This is a genomic window from Curtobacterium sp. VKM Ac-1395 (assembly GCF_015350975.1).
GTDB lineage: Bacteria > Actinomycetota > Actinomycetes > Actinomycetales > Microbacteriaceae > Curtobacterium.
On sequence record NZ_JADKRX010000002.1, the window covers coordinates 412228 to 430972 of the forward strand.

Genomic DNA, 18745 nt, shown 5'->3' on the forward strand with positions numbered 1-18745 from the left:
CGACGCGCCCGCCGGGGGCGAGTGGGGCCTCCCGGCGGGCGTGTGGTGGTGACTACGCGGCGGGTGCCGCCGGCGCTGCCGGAGCGACCGGCGCCTGCTGCGTCGGTGCGGCACCGACGTGCAGCCAGTAGAACGACTGCGTGCCGAGGGTCAGCGTGACGTTGCCCTCGTCGTCGAACGACGGGAACGAGGCCCCGCCGAACAGGTCGTAGAGCGGGCGTCCGGCGTACTCGGGTGCCGAGATCGTCGCCGTCGTCGCGTTGACCGCGAAGGAGAACACGCAGAGGACGTCCTCGGCGGACGGGCCGAACTGCGTGCCGGCACCTTCCCACGAGCGGACGAACGCCAGGACGCTCTCGTTGTCGGTCTGCTGGACGGCCAGGGAGCCCATGCCGAAGACCGGGTGGGCCTTCCGCACGTGGATGACGTTGCGCACCCAGTGCAGCAGGGACCGGGACTGCGCCAGCTGGGCCTCGACGTTCACCTGCGCGTAGTTGTAGACCAGCGACTGGACGACGGGCAGGAAGAGCTTGCCCGGGTCGGCGCTCGAGAAGCCCGCGTTGCGGTCCGGCGTCCACTGCATCGGCGTGCGCGAGGAGTCGCGGTCCGGCAGCCAGATGTTGTCGCCCATCCCGATCTCGTCGCCGTAGTACAGGAACGGCGAGCCAGGCAGGGAGAACAGCAGTGCGTGGATGAGCTCGAGCTCGGCGCGGGAGTTGTCGAGCAGGGGCGCGAGACGACGGCGGATGCCGATGTTGGAGCGCATGCGGGGGTCGTAGCCGTACCAGCCGTACATCGCCTGGCGGTACTCCTCGCTCACCATCTCGAGGGTGAGCTCGTCGTGGTTGCGGAGGAACACCCCCCATGCGGCGCTCTCGGGCACGTCGAGGGTCTCCGACAGGATCGCGGAGAGCTCCTTGGCGTGCTGGGCACGGAGCGAGTAGAAGATGCGCGGCATCACCGGGAAGTCGAACGCCATGTGGCACTCGGGCTCCTCGTCGGTGCCGAAGAACGCGGCGGTCTCCCGGGGCCACTGGTTCGCCTCGGCGATGAGCACGCGGCCGGGGTACTCCTCGTCGACCATCTTGCGCATCTTCTTGATGAACTCGTGGGTCTCCGGCTCGCCCTCGCCGTTGCCCTCTTCCGACTCGAAGAGGTACGGGATCGCGTCGAGGCGCAGGCCGTCGACGCCGAGGTCGAGCCAGTGCCGGACGACGTCGTAGATGGCCTCGACCACGGCCGGGTTCTCGAAGTTCAGGTCGGGCTGGTGGGAGAAGAACCGGTGGAAGAAGAACTGGCGACGGACCGGGTCGAACGTCCAGTTCGACTCCTCGGTGTCGACGAAGATGACGCGGATGTTCTCGTAGTGCTCGTCGGTGTCGCGCCAGACGTAGAAGTCGCCGTAGGGGCCGTCCGGGTCCTCGCGGGACTGCTGGAACCACTCGTGCTGGTCCGACGTGTGGTTGATCACCATGTCGATGACGATGCGCATGTTGCGCTCGTGCGACTTCGTGACGAGCTCGCGGAACTCCTCGAGCGTGCCGAACTCCGGCAGGATCGACTTGTAGTCGGAGATGTCGTAGCCGCCGTCGCGCAGGGGCGAGCGGAAGAACGGCGGGAGCCACAGCGCGTCGACGCCGAGCCACTGCAGGTAGTCGAGGCGGCTGATGAGCCCCTGGAGGTCGCCGGTGCCGTCGCCGTTCGAGTCCACGAAGGACCGGATCATGCACTCGTAGAACACGGAGCGCTTGTACCAGAGCGGATCGAGCGTCAGTCCGGGCAGCTGGATCGGGGCTGTGAAGGTCACCGTGCTCCTCGTCGTCAGATACGGACCGGTTGTCACCAGGCCCGCCCCGGACACGATAGGCGCGTCCGGCCGAACGTGTTCCAGGGTCAGGGCGAACCGCAGTCCTAGACTGACGCGGATGCGATCGCCCGTCCTCTCCCCGTACCAGTCGCTGATGGCCTCGACCCCGGTCGTGCACCGCGCCGTCGAGGTCGACGGCCGCACCACGCACTACTGGGAGTACGGTCCGACGGACGCCACGCAGACCGTCCTGGCGGTCCACGGGTTCCGCGGCGACCACCACGGACTCGAGTCCCTCGCCGCACACCTGGTGGGTGTGCGGGTGATCGTGCCGGACCTGCCCGGTTTCGGCGTGTCGGACCCGCTGACGGTGTCCGACCTCGACTCCTACGTCGGGTGGCTCCGCGCGTTCCACACCGCCCTGGGTCTCGACCGGAGCGCCGTCGTGCTCGGACACTCGTTCGGCTCGATCGTGGTGTCCGCCGCGGTGGCAGCCGGACTCGACACCCGGCTCCTGGTCCTCGTGAACCCGATCGCCGCGCCGGCCCTGCAGGGTCCGCGTGCCGTGGGCACCGGCATCGCCATCGCGTACTACCGCGCCGGTGCCGCCCTGCCGCGGCCGCTCGGCCTCGGGATCCTGCGCAACCGGGCGATCGTCCGCGCGATGAGCGTCGCCATGCTGAAGTCGCACGACCCCGACCTGCGACGGTGGGTGCACGACCAGCACGACCGGTACTTCTCCGCCTTCGCCGACCGCACCAGCGTGCTCGAGGCCTTCCGCACGTCCGTCACCCACGACGTGTCGGAGTACGCGGACCGCATCACCGTCCCCGTGCTGCTCATCGCGGCCGAGCGCGACGACATCACCGCCGTGCCGGAGCAGCGGGCCCTGGCCGAGCGGCTGCGGGACGCCGAGCTGGTCGTCATCCCGCGGGTCGGGCACCTGGTGCACTACGAGACGCCCGCCGCCGCCGCGGAGGCGACTCTGCGCCGCATGGCCGACCCCGTGCGGAAGCCGGGCCGGGCGGCCAAGCCGGGTCGAGCCTCCAGGCCGGATAGAAGCGCGTCCGACCGGGGGAGCGCGTCGGACCGGGGGAGCGCGTCGTGACCCGCCTGCGGATCGGCATCGACTGCCGCTACGTCCGCATCGGACGCCACGACGGCATCAGCCGGTTCACCGCCGGGATCGCCGCGCACCTGCCGGACCGCCACGACGCTGTGCTGCTCGTCAACGACGAACGGCAGCTCGCCTCGCTGCCACCGGACCTGCCGTGGGAACTCGTGCCGGCGCCGACCGAGCCGGGGGAACCGCTCGTCGCCCGGCGCGTCAACCGACTCGGGCTCGACGCCGTGTTCTCGCCGATGCAGACGATGGGGTCGCGCGGACGCTCCTACGCCCTCGTGCTGACGCTGCACGACCTGATCTACTACCGGAACCGCACCCCCCCACGCGAGTTCGCCTGGCCGCTGCGCCTGGGCTGGCGAGCCTTCCACCTGGCGTGGTGGCCGCAGCGGATGCTGCTGAACGGCGCCGACGGCGTCGTGACGGTCTCCGAGACGACCGCGGGGCTGATCGCGGACCACCGGCTGACGAAACGACCGGTCACCGTCGCGTACAACGCGGCCGACCCCGCGGCGCCTCGGCCAGTCGGGGGAGCCCGGACGAAGTCCCTCGTCTACATGGGGTCGTTCATGCCGTACAAGAACGTGGAGACCCTCGCGGCGGCGTTGCCGCTGCTCGGAGCCGACTGGACGCTGCACTGCATGTCCCGGGTGTCGGCTGCCGACCGGGCGCGCCTCGAGGACCTGGCGCCCGCCGGGGCGATCGTGTTCCACGACGGGGCGTCGGACGAGGAGTACCTCGACGCGCTGCGGTCCGCAACGGCCCTCGTCACGGCGTCCCACGACGAGGGCTTCGGCATCCCGCTCGTCGAGGCGATGGGCGTCGGCACCCCGGTCGCGGTGAGCGACATCCCGATCTTCCGGGAGATCGGCGGCGACGTCGCGGAGTACTTCGACCCGGACTCGCCGTCCGCGGTGGCCGCGGCCGTGCGGCGGCTCGAAGGACGGTGGGACGAGGCGTCCGCCGCGTCGCTCGACCGTGCGGCGCGGTTCCGGTGGGCGGACTCGGCCGAGCAGGTCGTGCGGGCCGTGGAACGGGCCGTGGCGGACCGGCGGGGCTGAGGTCCGTCGGATGCTGTCCGGGACAGGTCCGCCGGACGCTGCCCGGGACAGGTCCGTCGGACGCTGCCCGGGTCAGGTCCGTCAGACGCTGCCCGGCACCGCCGTCGTGACGGTGGCGCCCGGGAACTCCTTGAGCACGATCTTCTGCGCCGCGTCGGCCACCGCAGCCAGCCCGACGCCGGTGCCGGCGGTCTCGACGATCACCCGCTGCGCCTTGGCGTCGTCCGACCGGCTGCCGTCGTCGCCGTCGGTCTCCCAGACCGCGTGCACCCGGAGGACGCCACCGATCGCCTTGACGTCCTCGGCCACGGCGAGCCGCTGGGCGCTGACCTCGGACGACCCGGACACGCCGACGACCATGTCGCCGAAGTCGGTGAGGGCGTACACGTGCACGCCGGTGCTGCCGGAGGAGGCTGCGGCGGTGCTGACCTGTCGCACCAGCTCGGCACGGCGGGCCCGGGACAGGTCGCGGTCGGCCTGCACGGCACTGACCACGTCGTAGCTGATGAGCGACGTCTTCGTCGGGTCGGCGGTCTTCGCCGACGCGATGCCGGAGACGTCGCGGACGGCGGTGGTGAACTGCGCGGCACTCCGTTCCGGTCGCGGCACGAACCCGCCGACGCCGTTCTGCACGCTCGACAGGATCAGGCCGAGGACGACGACGATGACCCCGGCGGCGAGGACGACACCGACGAGGAGCAGGCCCCACGAGCGCACCCGCTGTGGGCCGCTCCGCGTGGCGACGGCGCCGGTCTCCGTCCCGAAGGCACGGTCGAGGTCGTCGTCCTCCTCGTGCACGGTGGGAGCGGTCGGCTGCTCGCGCTGCCAGCCGGTGCCACCCGGACCCTCGATCGTCATGTCACCCCCGGTGTCGCACGCGGCACGGCCTTCGATGGCGTCGTGTCGTCGAGTGCTTCAGGATCGTAGTCCGGCTGCCCGACCGGACACGCCAGCGGCGGACAACGATCGCGCAACGACCACCGCGGGCCGCCTGTCGGTGTGCGGTCGGCGGGGCTAGCGTGGCGGGCATGTGGATCGTGTTGCTGGCCGTGTTCGTGGCACTCGTCGCCTTCGGGGCGGTCTTCGCGGTCATCGGTGTCCGGCGGGACCGCTCGCTGCGCGGCCTCGAGGACCCGCTGGCTCCGCGCACGCAGGACGACGGCGCCCACGGGGTGCAGACGGCGCAGGCGAAGGCCGCGCGACCGGACAGCGGCGTCGGCGGGTTCAGCGCCTTCTGAGCCGGCCTCGGCAGCGGCCCGCTGCTCAGTTCCGCTGCTCGAGCGGGTTCTGGTCGTCGAAGACCGCGGACTCCGGCGCTGCCGGCAGCTCCTCGACCGGGTCGTCGAAGCGGACGAGCTCTGCGTGGAACCGATCCGGGTCCCAGCGGAACGAGTGGATCGAGCCGTTCCGGATCGGGGTGTGCCGGCGGTCGGCGGTGCCCGGAGCGGCGGCGTTCACCACGCTGCGGATGACGGCACCGTGGGTCGCGACGACGATGACCCCGCCGTCGAACCGCACCGCGATCTCCCCGAGGGTCTCCGTGACGCGGGCGAGCAGCGCGGAACGGGACTCCCGCCCGGGGATGGCGTCGTGCGGGTACTGCGCGAGGACCTCGTCGTCCGTCAGCCCCTCGGCGTCGCCGTAGGCCCGCTCCGCCAGCCCCGGGTAGGCCGTCGGGGTCGGGAGTCCGAGCCGCTCGGCGATGAGCGACCCGGTCTCGAAGGCCCGCGAGAGCGGCGAGGCGACGACCGCGTCGAACGAGCGCCGGGCGAGCAGCTCCGCGGCGGCCCGTGCCTGCGCACGTCCGGTGTCGTTGAGCGGGATGTCGGTCGAGCCCTGGATGCGGCGTTCGGCGTTCCAGTCGGTCTCGCCGTGCCGGACGAGGTACAGGTGGGTCGTCACACCACGATCATGACAGAGCAGCCCCGCGCGCCCCGGATCAGCTCCAGTGCGCCAGTGCGCCAGTGCGCCAGTGCATGACTGCGCCAGTGCGTCAGCGCGCCAGTCGCTCCGCCAGGGCCACCAGCGTCTCGGTGGTGCCGCCCTCGATCTTGACGGCGGCGCGGCGGTCGCTCCGGGTGGCACCGCGGTTGACGATCACGACGGGGTGCTTCCGCCGGGCCGCGTGGTCGACGAGCCGCACGCCGGAGTTCACGGTGAGCGAGGACCCGACGACGAGCAGCGCGTCCGCGTCGGCCACGATCGACACCGACTCGGTGAACTTCTCGGTGGGGACGAACTCGCCGAAGAAGACGACGTCGGGCTTCAGCACGCCGCCGCAGACCGAGCAGCCCGGCACCACGAAGCGCTCGACGTCGGTGATCTCCACGTCGCCGTCCGGCTGGAGCTGCACGGACCCGGGTTCGTCGATCCAGGGGTTCGCGCGGTCGATGGTCGCGGCGAGGTCGGCGCGGGCGAACACCTGCCCGCACGTCAGGCAGAGGGCGCGGTCCATCGACCCGTGGATCTCCACGACCCGGCGTGACCCGGCGCGGAGGTGCAGCCCGTCGACGTTCTGCGTGATGACCCCGGTCACGACGCCGCGGTCCTCGAGCGCGGCGAGGGCACGGTGGCCGTCGTTCGGCCGTGCGGCGGCGAAGGTGCGCCAGCCGAGGTGCGACCCGGCCCAGTACCGCTGGCGCTTGCCCGGGTCGGCCAGGAACTCCTGGAACGTCATCGGCTTCCGCACCACCCGGCCGGCACCGCGGTAGTCGGGGATGCCGGAGTCGGTGCTGAGCCCGGCCCCGGACAGCACGGCGATCCGCTTCCCCGCCAGCAGCTCAGCGGCCTGGTCGAGGTCGGTGCTCGTCGCGTCGCTCGTCGCCATCAGGTTCACGGTACCCTCAACAGCCGACCGGCCCCGCCACTTCCCGTCCGCGACGGCACGGTCGCCAGCCACCGCCGCCCGACCGGAACGAGACCCGTGCACCCCGTCCGCATCGACACCCTCGACGACCCGCGCCTCGACGACTTCGCCCGCCTGACGGACGTCGCGCTCCGCCGGGTCAGCGAACCCGAGGGTGGCCTGTACATCGCCGAGTCGAGCACGGTCATCGAGCGGGCGATCCGCGCCGGACACGTCCCGCGGAGCGTCCTGGTGCAGGAGAAGTGGCTCGACGACGTGCTGCCCCTCGTCGCCGAGCACGACGGGCCCGTCTTCGTCGGGCCGGACGCGCTGCTCGAGGAGCTCACCGGGTTCCGGATGCACCGCGGCGCGATCGCGTCGATGCAGCGCCCCGAGCTGCCGACCGTGGCCGACGTCGTCCGGGACGCCCGCCTGGTCGTCGTGCTCGAGGACATCGTCGACCACACCAACGTCGGCGCGGTCTTCCGGAGCGTCGCCGGCCTCGGCGCGGACGCCGTGCTCGTCAGCCCGCGGTGCGCCGACCCGCTGTACCGACGCAGTGTCCGGGTCAGCATGGGCACCGTCCTGCAGGTGCCGTGGACCCGCATCGGCGACTGGCCCGCCGCCGGCGAGGAACTGCGGGACCAGGGCTTCCACCTCGCCGCGATGGCGCTGACGGACCGCTCCGTCGACCTGGACGTCTTCGCCGCGGACGTCCCGGAGCGTGTCGCCCTCGTGATGGGCACCGAGGGACAGGGCCTGACCCCGGCGGCCATCGCGGCCGCCGACACGACCGTGCGGATCCCGATGCACCACGGCGTGGACTCGCTGAACGTCGCGGCGGCGAGCGCCGTCGGGCTCTGGGCGGTCGCCGCGGCGCAGCGCGCGCGGCACTGACCGCCCGGCCTGGAGGCCCGTCCTGCGTTCTCCACGCCCCCGGCGGTTCCCCAGATGGCCGGTCGGCACCGCCGGTACGCTCGGCTGTCGTGTCCCGTGTCGTCCGCCGCCCCCGCTCCGCCGTCCGCCGGCCGGTGACGATCGCCGTCGTCGCCGTGCTGCTGCTGGCCGTCGCCTACCTCGTGGCCGCGGCCCTGGTGCCCTTCTCCCCGGCGAGCGCGACGACCACCAGGTACGCGGCCCCGACCTCGACGGTGCCGGCGCTGGACTTCCCGGGGTACGGCGCCACGGCGGTCGAGGCCACCGACTTCCCGGAGAGCCTGCGGACGAGCGGGGACGAGCAGCGGCGGTCGATCGCGAGCATCTCGAAGGTCGTGACCGCGCTCGTGGTCCTCGACGCCAAGCCGCTCCGGCCGGGACAGGACGGCCCCTCCATCGCCTTCACGCCCGAGATGCAGGGCCTCTACGCCAAGTACCTCGCGGTCAACGGTGAGGTCGCTCCGATGCCGGCGGGACTCCGGCTGTCGGAGCACCAGACGCTGCAGGTCATGCTGATGAAGTCCGCGAACAACTACGCCGGTGCGCTGGCGATCTGGGCGTTCGGTTCGCTCGACGCCTACGAGGAGGCCGCGGCGTCGTGGCTGGAGGCACACGACCTCGACCACACCACGATCGAGGAGCCGACGGGCCTCGACGCCGACAACCGGTCCACGGCGACCGACCTGGTCGACCTCGGGCAGCTCGCGCTCGCGAACCCCGTGGTGAAGGAGGTGGTGGGCACGAAGACCGTGTCCGTCCCGGGCGTCGGTGACATCGAGAACTCGAACAAGCTCCTCGGGATCGACGGGGTGGAGGGCATCAAGACCGGCACGCTCGACGAAGCCGGCGCCTGCCTGCTGTTCGCGGCGCAGTACGAGCGGGGTGGGCGCACCGTGACGGTCGTCGGGGCGATGCTCGGCGGGGTCGACCACGACACGCTCGACGGGGACGTCCAGCGTCTGCTGCACTCGGTCGCGGACGGCTTCCACGTGGTGACGCTGACGCACGGGGGGCAGTCCTTCGGCACCTACTCGACCCCGTGGAAGGACGGCACCGACGCCGTCACCCGGTCGGCGGCCCAGGTCCTGGTGTGGGGCAGGGCGACCGTGCGGGCGACGACGAAGCTCGACGCGGTGACCCTCGGCATGAAGGGGGAGCGGGTCGGTCGGGTGCGGTTCGACGTCTCGGACCACGACCCCGTGACGGTGCCGCTCGTCCTCGAGCAGGACATCCCGGACCCCGGCGTCTGGTGGCGGTGGACGAACCCGTTCCAGGGAACCTCCGCCGACGCCGCCTAGGCCCGGTCGCGACCGCCGAGGGGCTGCAGCTCCGGCCGCTTCGGCGTGATCCCGTCGCCGGAGGACGTGTGCCGGATCCGCCGGACGACCCACGGCACCAGGTACTCGCGCGCCCAACCGAGGTCCTCCGCGCGGGCCTCACGCCAGGGCCGGGCCGCGAGCGGCTCGGGCGTGAACGGTTCGAGCTCGTGGTCGACGCCGAGCGTGTCCAGCACGGCGGCCGCGATCGTGGCATGGCCGACGGGGGAGTGGTGCAGCCGGTCGGGGGCCCACATGCGCGGGTCCCGCAGCACACGGAGCGCCCACATGTCCGCCACGAGGGCGCCGTGCTTCAGGGCGATCGCGTGGATGTGCTCGTTGTAGATGGCGGCCTTGCCGCGGACCAGCCCGAGCACCGGGGTCATGCCGACGTCCGGCCCGGTGAACACGACGACGGTCGCGCCGTCGCGCCGCAGGTCGGCGACGAGCCGGTCGAAGCGCGCGGCGACCTCGTCCGGGTCCGAGCCCGGTCGGATGATGTCGTTGCCACCGGCGGAGACGGTGACCAGGTCGGGGCCGAGGGCGAGCGCCGACTCGACCTGTTCGTCGATGACCTGCTGGAGCAGCCGCCCGCGCACCGCGAGGTTGGCGTAGGCGAAGTCGTCCGTGCGGCTCGCGAGGACCTCGGCCACGCGATCGGCCCAGCCGCGGTTCCCGCCCGGCGCCCCGGGGTCCGGGTCACCGAGTCCTTCGGTGAACGAGTCACCGATCGCGACGTACCTGGACCAGGGATGACGATCTGACACGCCTCGGACCATAGTCTCGTGCCATGACCGAGGCCAACTCGACCGGCAAGCGCCGCCCCTGGACCCTCCCCGAGGACCTGCTCGTCCGCATCGCGGAGCGGGCGCCACGGTACGACGCCGAGAACGCCTTCGCCGCCGAGGACCTCGACGAGCTCCGGGCGGCCGGCTACCTGCGGATCGGTGTGCCGATCGCGGACGGCGGCAGCGGCCTCGGGCTGCGTGCGACCGCGGCCGTCCAGCGCCGGCTCGCCCGGGCGGCACCGGCGACAGCGCTCGGGCTCGGGATGCACCAGGTCTGGGTGCAGGCGGCCCGCAGCGTGTCCGCGCGGGGCGAGTCGTTCCTCCAGTCCGTCACGACCCACGCCGCGGCGGACAGACTGCTCGCCTTCGGGGTGAGCGAGCCCGGCAACGACCGCGTGCTGTTCGACTCGCTGACCGTCGCGGAGCCGGACGGCGACGGGGGCTACCGCTTCACCGGGACGAAGGTCTCGACGTCCCTGGCACCGGCGTGGGACGTCCTCAGCGTGTTCGGCAAGGACGTCAGCGGCGCCGAGCCGCGGCTGGTGCACGGCTTCGCGCTGCGGTCCGACGGCGGCATCCGACACCTCGACGACTGGGACACGCTCGGCATGCGGGCGACGCAGAGCCGGACGACCCTGCTCGAGGGCGTGCACGTGCCGGCGGACCGGATCGTGCGGTCGCTGCCCGTCGGTCCGACGGCCGACCCGCTGGTCTTCGGGGTGTTCGCGGCCTTCGAGCTCCTCGTCGCGTCCGTGTACGTCGGCATCGCCGAGCGGGCCGTGGAGCTCACCGTGGCGCACGTGCGTGACCGGCGCGGGCTGGACGGCCGGGCACGCGCCGACGACCCGGACGTCCGGCGCGCGGTGGCGGACATGCAGGGCGCGGTCGACGCGGTCGCGCTGCAGGTCGACGCGCTCGCCCGTGACGTCGACGAGCTCGAGGACCACGGGGCACGGTGGTTCCCGTTGCTCGTCGGGACGAAGGCGCGGACGGTCGACACCGCGCAGCACGTGGTGGACGAGGCCATGCGGGTCGTCGGTGGTGGCGCGTTCCGGGCGACGGGCGAGCTCGCCCGCCTGGCCAGGGACGTCCGGGCCGGGCAGTACCACCCGTCGACCAGGGACTCGGCGGCCAGGACGATCGCGGCCGCGATGCTCGGACCGGCGGCGGCTGCGGAGCCGGTGGCCGGGCCGGCCGTGGCATCGGGGCCGGTCGCGGCGCCGATGTCGGCGGCCGGTGGCACCATCTCCTCGTGAGCAAGCAGGACGGACGCAACCGGCTCGTCTCCGACCAGCCGGTCGCGGACGTCACCGCGACGGTGCTGCACGTCGACATGGACGCCTTCTTCGCCTCCGTCGAACTGCTCGACCGCCCCGACCTCGTCGGGCTGCCCGTGATCGTCGGGCACGACTCGGACCGCTCGGTCGTCACCGCCGCCACCTACGAAGCCCGCAAGTACGGCATCAACTCCGCGATGCCGATGGCCGTCGCCAAGCGCCGCTGCCCGGGCGCGGTGATCGTCGAGCCGCACTTCGAGAAGTACCAGGCAAAGTCCCGCGCCGTGATGCGGGTGTTCGAGCAGTTCACCCCGCAGGTCGAGCGGCTCGGCATCGACGAGGCCTTCCTCGACGTCGCCGGTGCCCTGCGGCTGTACGGCACGCCGTGGGAGATCGGCCAGGCCATCCGCCGCGCGGTGTTCGCCGAGACGGGGCTGCACTGCTCCGTCGGCGCCGCGTCGACGAAGTTCGTGGCGAAGCTCGCCTCCAGCCGGTCCAAGCCCGACGGGCTCCTCGTCGTGCCCGCCGCCGACACGGTCGCGTTCCTGCACCCCCAGCCCGTGTCCGCGCTCTGGGGCGTCGGCGGCAAGACGCAGGAGACCCTCGAGAACCGCGGGCTCCGCACGGTCGGCGACCTCGCGACGACACCGCTCGCCTCGCTCGTGGCGTTGCTCGGTCCCGCCGGCGGGCAGCGGCTGCACGACCTCGCCTGGGGCCGCGACCCCCGCCGGGTCGACACCGCCGTCGGCGAGAAGTCCATCGGGCACGAGGTCACCTTCGGCACCGACCTGACCGACCGCGACGCCGTCGCGCGGGAACTCCTGCGGCTGTCGGAGAAGGTCGCCGTGCGGATGCGCCGTGCCGACGTGCAGGCCAGGACCCTTGCTCTCAAGGTCCGGTACACCGACTTCACCACGCTGACCCGGTCCCGCACCCTGGCCGAGCCGACCGACGTCGCCCGCCGCATCCACCGCGAGGCCGTCGAGCTCTACGACGTGCTGCACAAGCCGGGCAACCGCATCCGGCTCATCGGCGTGCGCGGGGAGAACCTCGTGCCGACGGCCGCGAGCAACGCCCTGTGGGACGACGACGCGCCGTGGCGGGAGACCGAGACGACCGTCGACGCCGTCACCGCACGCTTCGGCGCCGGCGTGCTGCGACCGGCGTCGCTCGTCCGGGGTGCGCCCCAGCAGCGACCGCCCCATGCTCGGCAGGACCTCGGGTGACGGTAGAATCGCCTGAAGTGAGCGCAGCGGAGTACGACGACCAGCAGCCCGCCGCACCCGGCGGTCAGGGCCCCGAACTCGACCTCGGGCCGGCCGAACTGGCGGAGATCGCCGGCAACGCGGCCGCCGAGCACCTGTCCCCGGCCTTCCCGGACCGTGCGGCGTGGGGCACGGCGTCGAAGCTCCGCGCCTGGCAGGTCGAAGCCCTCACCAAGTACTTCGAGTCCGAGCCGCGCGACTTCCTCGCCGCGGCCACCCCCGGCGCCGGCAAGACCACGTTCGCGCTCCGGCTCGCCACCGAGCTCCTGGCCCGCGGCACCGTCGACCGCATCGTGGTCGTCGCGCCGACCGAGCACCTGAAGCGGCAGTGGGCCGACGCCGCCGACCGGGTGAACATCCGCATCGACCCGATGTTCAAGAACGGCGACGGCATGTTCGGCCGGCACTACCAGGGCGTCGCGATCACGTACGCCCAGGTCGGCATGAACCCCGAGGTCCACAAGCGCATCACCGAGGGCGGCCGCACGCTCGTGGTCCTCGACGAGGTCCACCACGGCGGCGACGCCCTGACGTGGGGCGACGGCATCAGGGAGGCGTTCAGCGGCGCCACCCGCCGGTTGTCGCTGTCCGGCACGCCCTTCCGCTCCGACACCGCGCCGATCCCGTTCGTGCAGTACGCCCCCGACGAGCAGGGCATCCGGACGTCGATCTCCGACTACAACTACGGGTACGGCCGCGCCCTCGCCGACGGCGTCGTCCGCCCGGTCCTGTTCATGGCCTACGCCGGACAGATGCGCTGGAAGACCCGGATGGGCGACGAGATGTCGGCGTCCCTCGGCGAGCAGGTCACGAAGGACATCACCGCCCAGGCCTGGCGGACGGCGCTCTCGCCCGAGGGCGAGTGGATGCCGGCCGTGCTCCAGGCCGCCGACACGCGCCTGACCGAGGTCCGGCGCGGGGTCCCCGACGCCGGCGGGCTCGTCATCGCCACGGACACCACGACCGCACGGGCTTACGCCAGGATCCTGCAGCAGATCACGGGGGAGCGGCCCACGGTCGTGCTCTCCGACGAGGCTGCCGGGTCGAGCCGCATCGGCGCGTTCGCCGCGGACACCTCGCGCTGGATGGTCGCCGTCCGGATGGTGTCGGAAGGCGTCGACGTGCCCCGGCTCTGCGTCGGCGTGTACGCCACGAGCGCCAGCACGCCGCTGTTCTTCGCCCAGGTCATCGGCCGCTTCGTGCGCGCCCGTCGTCGCGGCGAGACCGCCTCGGTGTTCCTGCCGAGCGTGCCGGGGCTGATGGCCCTCGCGGCGACCCTCGAGCTCGAGCGCGACCACGCCCTCGACCGCCCGAAGGACGCCGAGGACGGGATGTACAACCCCGAGGACGCGATGGTCGCCGAGGCCAACAAGGAGGACCGCGCCTCCGAGAGCCTGCTCGACATGCAGCCGTTCGAGGCCCTCGACTCGCAGGCGTCCTTCGACCGGGTCCTCTACGACGGCGGCGAGTTCGGCACCGGCGGCGAGATCGGGTCCCTCGAGGAACTCGACTTCATCGGCATCCCCGGGCTCCTCGAACCCGACCAGGTGCGTGACCTGCTCCGCGCGCGCCAGGCCACCCAGGCGAAGCGGTCGAAGGGCCGCGCGGTCAAGGACGGACACCCCAAGGCGCCCGAGCCGGACCGCCCGATGTACATGACGATCAAGGAGCAGCGCTCCGAGCTGCAGCGCCTCGTGTCGATCTGGTCGCGGCACTCGAACGAGCCGCACGGGTCGATCCACGCCGAGCTCCGCCGCATCAGCGGTGGTCCGGCCGTCGCACAGGCGAGCATCGAGCAGATCCAGAAGCGGATCGACGTCCTCCGGTCCCGCATCGGCGGCCGACGATGACCCGGTCGCGAGCGACGACCGCTCCGGCGCCGTGATCGTCGAGGTCGACGACCGCACCTGGCTCGTCAAGCGCGACGAGTCGTCGTCTCCAGAGGCGGTGATCGACCGCTTCGGCGGCGGCTACCGGCTCCGCCGCTTCAGCCTGGTCGAGTCACGCCGGACGGCACACGGCGTCTACACGGGCCTGGAGCTCGCGGAGACCGCCTGGTGGCGGTTGCGCGACAACCGTCGTTGATCGTCATCCGATCTGCCCGATCCGCGCGGCGATGATGACGCTGTGAGCCCGGATCGAGTAGACCGGTCTCATGGCAGATTCGATCCCTCACGTCCTCGTCCTCGGTGGCGGCTCCGCCGGCTACTCCACCGTCAAGCAGCTGCAGAAGCACGCCGCGACCGTGCCGATGCGCATCACCCTCGTGGACCAGAACACGTACTACACGTACCTGCCGTTCCTGCCCGAGGTCGCCGGCGGTCACATCGCCCCGAAGGACGTCACCGTGGAGCTCCGTCGGGCGCTCCGCAAGACCCGCGTCATCCAGGGCAAGGTCACCGGGATCTCCTCCGCTGACAAGACCGTCTCGATCGCCACGGCCGGCGGCGACGACCGCACGCTCGGCTACGACCAGCTCGTCGTCGCGCTCGGCTCCGTCACGCGCACCTTCCCGACCCCGGGCCTCGACGAGGTCGGCGTCGGCTTCAAGACCGTGGAAGAGGCCGCCTACGTCCGCGCGAAGCTCCTCGACAACATCGCGAAGGCCGCTGCCACCCGTGACGACGACGAGCGTCGCCGTCTGCTCACCAGCATCTTCGTCGGCGGTGGCTACACCGGCGTCGAGGCCATCGGCGAGCTGTTCGACGTCTCGCAGGCCGCGATCAAGACGTACCCGTCGCTCGCCGGCGAGCAGCCCCGCTGGGTGCTCATCGACGCCCTCGACCGCGTCGCGCCCGAGGTCGGCCCGGAGCTGTCGAAGTGGACTCTCGAGTCCCTCCGCGCCCGCGGCATCGACGTCCGCCTGAAGACCACCATGCCGAGCTGCGAGGGCGGCGTCGTCAAGCTCTCCGACGGCGACGAGTTCGCCACCGGCCTGCTCGTCTGGACCGCGGGTGTCAAGCCGAACCCGCTCCTCGACGCCTCCGACCTGCCGCGCGGACCGAAGGGCCACCTCGCCGCGAACGCGAAGCTCCAGGTCGAGGCCGAGGACACCCACGAGGTCGTCCCCGGCGTGTGGGGCCTCGGCGACGTCGCGCAGGTCCCCGACCTGACCGCCGACAAGCAGCCGGCGTACTACCCGCCGAACGCGCAGAACGCCGTCCGCCAGGCCGTCGTCGCCGCGGACAACGTGGTCGCCACGATCACGGGCAAGCCGCTCGAGGAGTACCGCCACGTCTCCGTGGGCACGGTCGCCTCGTACGGTGTCGCCAAGGGTGCCGCCAACATCAAGGGCATCAAGATGACGAACCTGTTCGCGTGGCTCGCGCACCGCTCGTACCACGTGTACGCGATGCCGACGCTGAACCGCAAGGCGCGCATCGTCATCGGCTGGGTCACCGGCGCCGTCTCCGGTCGCGACGCGACCTCGCTCATCAAGGAGACGGATCCGCGCCGCTCCTTCGTGGACGCCAGCAAGAGCTGATCAGTTCCACACAACGGACGGGAGGCTCGGTGCCAGCTGGCACCGAGCCTCCCGTCCGTCGTCTGGTCGCCGATCAGACCGTGTGGTCGGCCGTCTCGCTGAGTGCCCGGACGATGACGCGCACGACGTCGGCCGGGTGGGTGTGCATCAGCAGGTGCGGGCCGTCGACCTCGATGACCTCCCGGAACCCGGCGCGCTCGTACCCGGTGCGTTCCACCTCGGGCTGCACCGTCTGGTCGGCCGTCGCGACGATGCCCCAGCTGGGCTTCGCCTTCCAGGCCGCAGCAGACGCCGCCTCCGTGTAGGCGGCCACCGCGAACGGGCGCTGCGAGACGGCCAGGACCGCTGCGGTCTCCTCGTCCATGCCGGCGGCGAAGACCGGCAGGAACGCCTCGGGAGCGACGGACAGGTCGACGTCCTGGTCGTCGGCCGGGTCCGTGGTGGGCAGCGAGACGAGGTGGTCGCGCAGCGACGTGGCGGGGAAGCGAGCGTCCATGTCCGACGGGCTCTCACCCTCGTCGGGCGTGCTGCTCCTCGTTCGTGTAGCCGGCGGTCGCTGACGGCGAAAGCGCGGCGAGCCCGGGGGCGGTCGCCGTAGGCGACCGTTGCCGGACGGGAGGCTCGGTGCCAGCTGGCACCTGGGCCCAGGCCGGCCGGTACCGGACCGACGCGCCAGCGGCGGGACGGCCGTGACCGGTGGGGAGCCTCCCGTCCGTCATTGGTCACCATGCGCAGACCTGGAACGGCTCCCACGCGTCGCTCGCCACCCTGGGCGGACGAGCGAGAGGAGCGTCCATGCGCGCCATGACGTACCGCGGTCCGTACCGCGTCCGGGTCGAGGAGAAGCCCGACCCGCGCATCGAGCACCCGAACGACGCGATCGTCCGGGTCGAGCGGGCCGCGATCTGCGGATCCGACCTGCACCTGTACCACGGCATGATGCCCGACACCCGGGTCGGCCACACGTTCGGCCACGAGTTCATCGGCGTCGTCGAGCAGATCGGGTCGTCGGTCGAGACGCTCAACGTCGGCGACCGGGTGATGGTGCCGTTCCACATCTCCTGCGGGACCTGCTGGTTCTGCGCCAGGGGCCTGTTCACGAACTGCCACAACGTCAACGCGAACGCCACCGCGGTGGGCGGGATCTTCGGGTACTCGCACACGACCGGTGGCTTCGACGGCGGGCAGGCCGAACGCGTCCGCGTGCCGTACGCCGACGTCGGGCCGCAGGTCATCCCCGACTGGCTCGACCCCGACGACGCACTGCTGATGACCGACGCGCTCGGCACCGGCTACTTCGGGGCGCAGCTCGCCTCGATCCGCGAGGGCGACACCGTCGTGGTCCTCGGCGCCGGCCCCGTCGGGTTGTTCGCGGCGAAGTCGGCCTGGTTCATGGGTGCCGGCCGCGTGATCGTCATCGACGCGTTCGAGTACCGCCTCGAGAAGGCGCGGACGTTCGCACACGCCGAGACGATCAACTACGCCGAGGTCGACGACGTGGTCGTGGAGATGAAGAAGCAGACCGACTACCTCGGGGCCGACAGCGTCATCGACGCCGTGGGTGCCGAGGCCGACGGCAACTTCCTGCAGCACGTCAGCGCTGCCAAGTTCAAGATGCAGGGCGGCTCACCGGTCGCGTTGAACTGGGCGATCGACGGCGTCCGCAAGGGCGGCACCGTCTCGGCCATGGGCGCGTACGGGCCGATCCCGAACCTGGTGAAGTTCGGTGACGCCATGAACAAGGGCGTCACGATCCACATGAACCAGGCACCCGTGAAGCGGCAGTGGCCGCGGCTGCTCGAGCACATCCAGGCCGGACACCTGAAGCCGAGCGACATCATCACGCACCGCATCCCGCTCGAGCACATCGCCGAGGGCTACCACCTGTTCTCCGCGAAGCTCGACGGGTGCATCAAGACGGTGATCGTGCCGTGAGCAGGGAGGACGAGGAGATGACGGACCACATCGCGTACATCGCCGACGGCAAGCGCAACGCGCCGAGTGCGGACGAGCTCCGGGCGCGGATCCCCGGGTGGGGGAGCGACCTCGACCCCGCCGACCGGCCGAGCGTGCCGAAGCTGTCGAGGGAGGCCGGTTCCGCCACCGGTGCCCACTGGGACAAGCCGGAGCAGCAGCCGGGCGGGACGGGACGCGAACGCTCGATCCAGCACGCGCACCTGACGCCCGTGTTCGGGACCGCCCAGCCGCTCCGGGGGCTCGCCGGGGCCGTACGGCGGTACGCCTACCGCCGTTTCAGCGAGGGACGTCTGGCGCACTGGATGCTGCTCGTCGTGGGCGACCGGATCGACGTCGCGACGCACCGGGTGACCGATGCGCTGCGCGGGCGGCCGGACGACCTGATCGGGGAGACCGGCATCGGTGCCGAGCGGGGGAAACGTCCCGTCGCGTCGCGGCTCGGGAGCACGCGGCCCGACACGCACCACACGTGGATGGACCCGTTCGTCGTGAACTGGCCCGCGGTCGTCGCCGGTGGCGTGCTGCTGCTCGTCGTGCGGCGGGTGCTGCGGCGGCGGTAGGGGCTGGTTCCGGGGGCCGACTCGGAACGACGTCGTCGAGGTCGTACGACAGCGATGATGTCGTTCCGGGACGAGCCAGCTGCATCCGGGCGCACCAAAACGAACGGCCCACCCGAAGGTGGGCCGTTCGCCGCGTGTCTCAACACTGCGTGTCCGAAGGGGGACTTGAACCCCCACGCCCTAATACGGGCACTAGCACCTCAAGCTAGCGCGTCTACCAATTCCGCCATCCGGACAGGATGTCTTGCTGTCGTGCGACGGCCCCGGCGGGTTTCCCCGGCGTTGCTGCCGGAGAAGACATTAGCA

At 72.0% G+C, this 18745-nt stretch carries 18 protein-coding genes and 1 tRNA gene; 12 read left to right on the forward strand and 7 right to left on the reverse strand.

Annotated features, from left to right (window positions below; genetic code table 11):
- Positions 1–52: 52 nt before the first annotated feature.
- Complete coding sequence (gene treS / locus ITJ68_RS06565; RefSeq protein ID WP_194660481.1) at positions 53–1807, reverse strand: maltose alpha-D-glucosyltransferase; 1755 nt, start codon at positions 1805–1807, stop codon at positions 53–55.
- Positions 1808–1925: 118 nt separating this feature from the next.
- Here treS and ITJ68_RS06570 point away from each other — a divergent pair, with 118 nt between their 5' ends.
- Both ITJ68_RS06570 and ITJ68_RS06575 read left to right on the forward strand, forming a co-directional pair.
- A complete protein-coding gene (locus ITJ68_RS06570; RefSeq protein WP_194660482.1) occupies positions 1926–2915 on the forward strand; it encodes an alpha/beta fold hydrolase in 990 nt (329 codons plus the stop codon).
- Between the two features lie 5 nt (positions 2916–2920).
- The gene (locus tag ITJ68_RS06575) at positions 2921–3991 is read left to right on the forward strand and encodes a glycosyltransferase family 4 protein (protein ID WP_194660817.1); all 1071 of its coding nucleotides are present in this window, start codon (positions 2921–2923) and stop codon (positions 3989–3991) included.
- An 81-nt stretch (positions 3992–4072) separates the two neighbouring features.
- Here the strand turns inward: ITJ68_RS06575 and ITJ68_RS06580 are convergent, their stop codons facing one another.
- Positions 4073–4849: a hypothetical protein gene (locus ITJ68_RS06580; protein WP_194660483.1), complete on the reverse strand. Its 777-nt coding sequence runs from the start codon at positions 4847–4849 to the stop codon at positions 4073–4075.
- A 170-nt stretch (positions 4850–5019) separates the two neighbouring features.
- On the opposite strand from ITJ68_RS06580, the gene ITJ68_RS06585 reads away from it, so the two are divergent.
- A complete protein-coding gene (locus ITJ68_RS06585; RefSeq protein WP_194660484.1) occupies positions 5020–5229 on the forward strand; it encodes a hypothetical protein in 210 nt (69 codons plus the stop codon).
- A 25-nt stretch (positions 5230–5254) separates the two neighbouring features.
- On the opposite strand, the gene ITJ68_RS06590 is transcribed toward ITJ68_RS06585, so the two are convergent.
- Positions 5255–5893, reverse strand: a complete 639-nt coding sequence (locus tag ITJ68_RS06590; RefSeq protein ID WP_194660485.1) for a histidine phosphatase family protein — start codon at positions 5891–5893, stop codon at positions 5255–5257.
- Between the two features lie 91 nt (positions 5894–5984).
- Complete coding sequence (locus tag ITJ68_RS06595; protein WP_194660486.1) at positions 5985–6818, reverse strand: Sir2 family NAD-dependent protein deacetylase; 834 nt, start codon at positions 6816–6818, stop codon at positions 5985–5987.
- A gap of 96 nt (positions 6819–6914) precedes the next feature.
- Here ITJ68_RS06595 and ITJ68_RS06600 point away from each other — a divergent pair, with 96 nt between their 5' ends.
- The gene (locus tag ITJ68_RS06600; protein ID WP_194660487.1) at positions 6915–7733 is read left to right on the forward strand and encodes a TrmH family RNA methyltransferase; all 819 of its coding nucleotides are present in this window, start codon (positions 6915–6917) and stop codon (positions 7731–7733) included.
- Positions 7734–7822: 89 nt separating this feature from the next.
- On the forward strand, positions 7823–9070 hold the full coding sequence (locus tag ITJ68_RS06605; protein ID WP_194660488.1) for a D-alanyl-D-alanine carboxypeptidase family protein: 1248 nt from the start codon (positions 7823–7825) through the stop codon (positions 9068–9070).
- Here the strand turns inward: ITJ68_RS06605 and ITJ68_RS06610 are convergent.
- On the reverse strand, positions 9067–9855 hold the full coding sequence (locus tag ITJ68_RS06610) for an SGNH/GDSL hydrolase family protein (RefSeq protein ID WP_194660489.1): 789 nt from the start codon (positions 9853–9855) through the stop codon (positions 9067–9069). The genes ITJ68_RS06605 and ITJ68_RS06610 overlap by 4 nt on opposite strands.
- A gap of 23 nt (positions 9856–9878) precedes the next feature.
- Here ITJ68_RS06610 and ITJ68_RS06615 point away from each other — a divergent pair, with 23 nt between their 5' ends.
- The 5 genes from ITJ68_RS06615 to ITJ68_RS06635 all read left to right on the forward strand — a co-directional run bounded on the left by ITJ68_RS06615 (position 9879) and on the right by ITJ68_RS06635 (position 15902).
- A complete protein-coding gene (locus tag ITJ68_RS06615) occupies positions 9879–11132 on the forward strand; it encodes an acyl-CoA dehydrogenase family protein (RefSeq protein ID WP_194660490.1) in 1254 nt (417 codons plus the stop codon).
- Positions 11129–12379, forward strand: coding sequence for a DNA polymerase IV (gene dinB, locus ITJ68_RS06620; protein ID WP_194660491.1), 1251 nt, complete (start codon positions 11129–11131; stop codon positions 12377–12379). Before ITJ68_RS06615 ends, dinB begins: the two co-directional genes overlap by 4 nt.
- Positions 12380–12477: 98 nt before the next feature.
- A complete protein-coding gene (locus tag ITJ68_RS06625) occupies positions 12478–14268 on the forward strand; it encodes a DEAD/DEAH box helicase (protein WP_194660818.1) in 1791 nt (596 codons plus the stop codon).
- A gap of 31 nt (positions 14269–14299) precedes the next feature.
- Positions 14300–14503, forward strand: a complete 204-nt coding sequence (locus tag ITJ68_RS06630) for a hypothetical protein (protein WP_194660492.1) — start codon at positions 14300–14302, stop codon at positions 14501–14503.
- Positions 14504–14573: 70 nt separating this feature from the next.
- Entirely contained in the window at positions 14574–15902 is a 1329-nt protein-coding gene (locus tag ITJ68_RS06635; protein ID WP_071275294.1) for an NAD(P)/FAD-dependent oxidoreductase, read from the forward strand.
- Positions 15903–15975: 73 nt separating this feature from the next.
- Here the strand turns inward: ITJ68_RS06635 and ITJ68_RS06640 are convergent, their stop codons facing one another.
- Complete coding sequence (locus tag ITJ68_RS06640; RefSeq protein WP_194660493.1) at positions 15976–16398, reverse strand: alpha/beta fold hydrolase; 423 nt, start codon at positions 16396–16398, stop codon at positions 15976–15978.
- A gap of 299 nt (positions 16399–16697) precedes the next feature.
- On the opposite strand from ITJ68_RS06640, the gene ITJ68_RS06645 reads away from it, so the two are divergent.
- Both ITJ68_RS06645 and ITJ68_RS06650 read left to right on the forward strand, forming a co-directional pair.
- Positions 16698–17837: a zinc-dependent alcohol dehydrogenase gene (locus ITJ68_RS06645; RefSeq protein ID WP_194660494.1), complete on the forward strand. Its 1140-nt coding sequence runs from the start codon at positions 16698–16700 to the stop codon at positions 17835–17837.
- A 17-nt stretch (positions 17838–17854) separates the two neighbouring features.
- A complete protein-coding gene (locus ITJ68_RS06650; RefSeq protein WP_194660495.1) occupies positions 17855–18439 on the forward strand; it encodes a hypothetical protein in 585 nt (194 codons plus the stop codon).
- 150 nt (positions 18440–18589) lie between these two features.
- On the opposite strand, the gene ITJ68_RS06655 is transcribed toward ITJ68_RS06650, so the two are convergent.
- A tRNA-Leu gene (locus ITJ68_RS06655) sits at positions 18590–18675 on the reverse strand.
- Between the last annotated feature and the right edge of the window lie 70 nt (positions 18676–18745).

Excerpts from the sequence above, each read along its gene's own strand:
- ITJ68_RS06615 (WP_194660490.1), top strand. The coding sequence starts at position 9,879 with ATGACCGAGGCCAACTCGACCGGCAAGCGCCGCCCCTGGACCCTCCCC.
- ITJ68_RS06640 (WP_194660493.1), bottom strand. The coding sequence starts at position 16,398 with ATGGACGCTCGCTTCCCCGCCACGTCGCTGCGCGACCACCTCGTCTCG.
- ITJ68_RS06595 (WP_194660486.1), bottom strand. The coding sequence starts at position 6,818 with ATGGCGACGAGCGACGCGACGAGCACCGACCTCGACCAGGCCGCTGAG.
- ITJ68_RS06570 (WP_194660482.1), top strand. The coding sequence starts at position 1,926 with ATGCGATCGCCCGTCCTCTCCCCGTACCAGTCGCTGATGGCCTCGACC.
- ITJ68_RS06650 (WP_194660495.1), top strand. The coding sequence starts at position 17,855 with ATGACGGACCACATCGCGTACATCGCCGACGGCAAGCGCAACGCGCCG.
- ITJ68_RS06580 (WP_194660483.1), bottom strand. The coding sequence starts at position 4,849 with ATGACGATCGAGGGTCCGGGTGGCACCGGCTGGCAGCGCGAGCAGCCG.
- ITJ68_RS06635 (WP_071275294.1), top strand. The coding sequence starts at position 14,574 with ATGGCAGATTCGATCCCTCACGTCCTCGTCCTCGGTGGCGGCTCCGCC.
- ITJ68_RS06645 (WP_194660494.1), top strand. The coding sequence starts at position 16,698 with ATGCGCGCCATGACGTACCGCGGTCCGTACCGCGTCCGGGTCGAGGAG.
- ITJ68_RS06585 (WP_194660484.1), top strand. The coding sequence starts at position 5,020 with ATGTGGATCGTGTTGCTGGCCGTGTTCGTGGCACTCGTCGCCTTCGGG.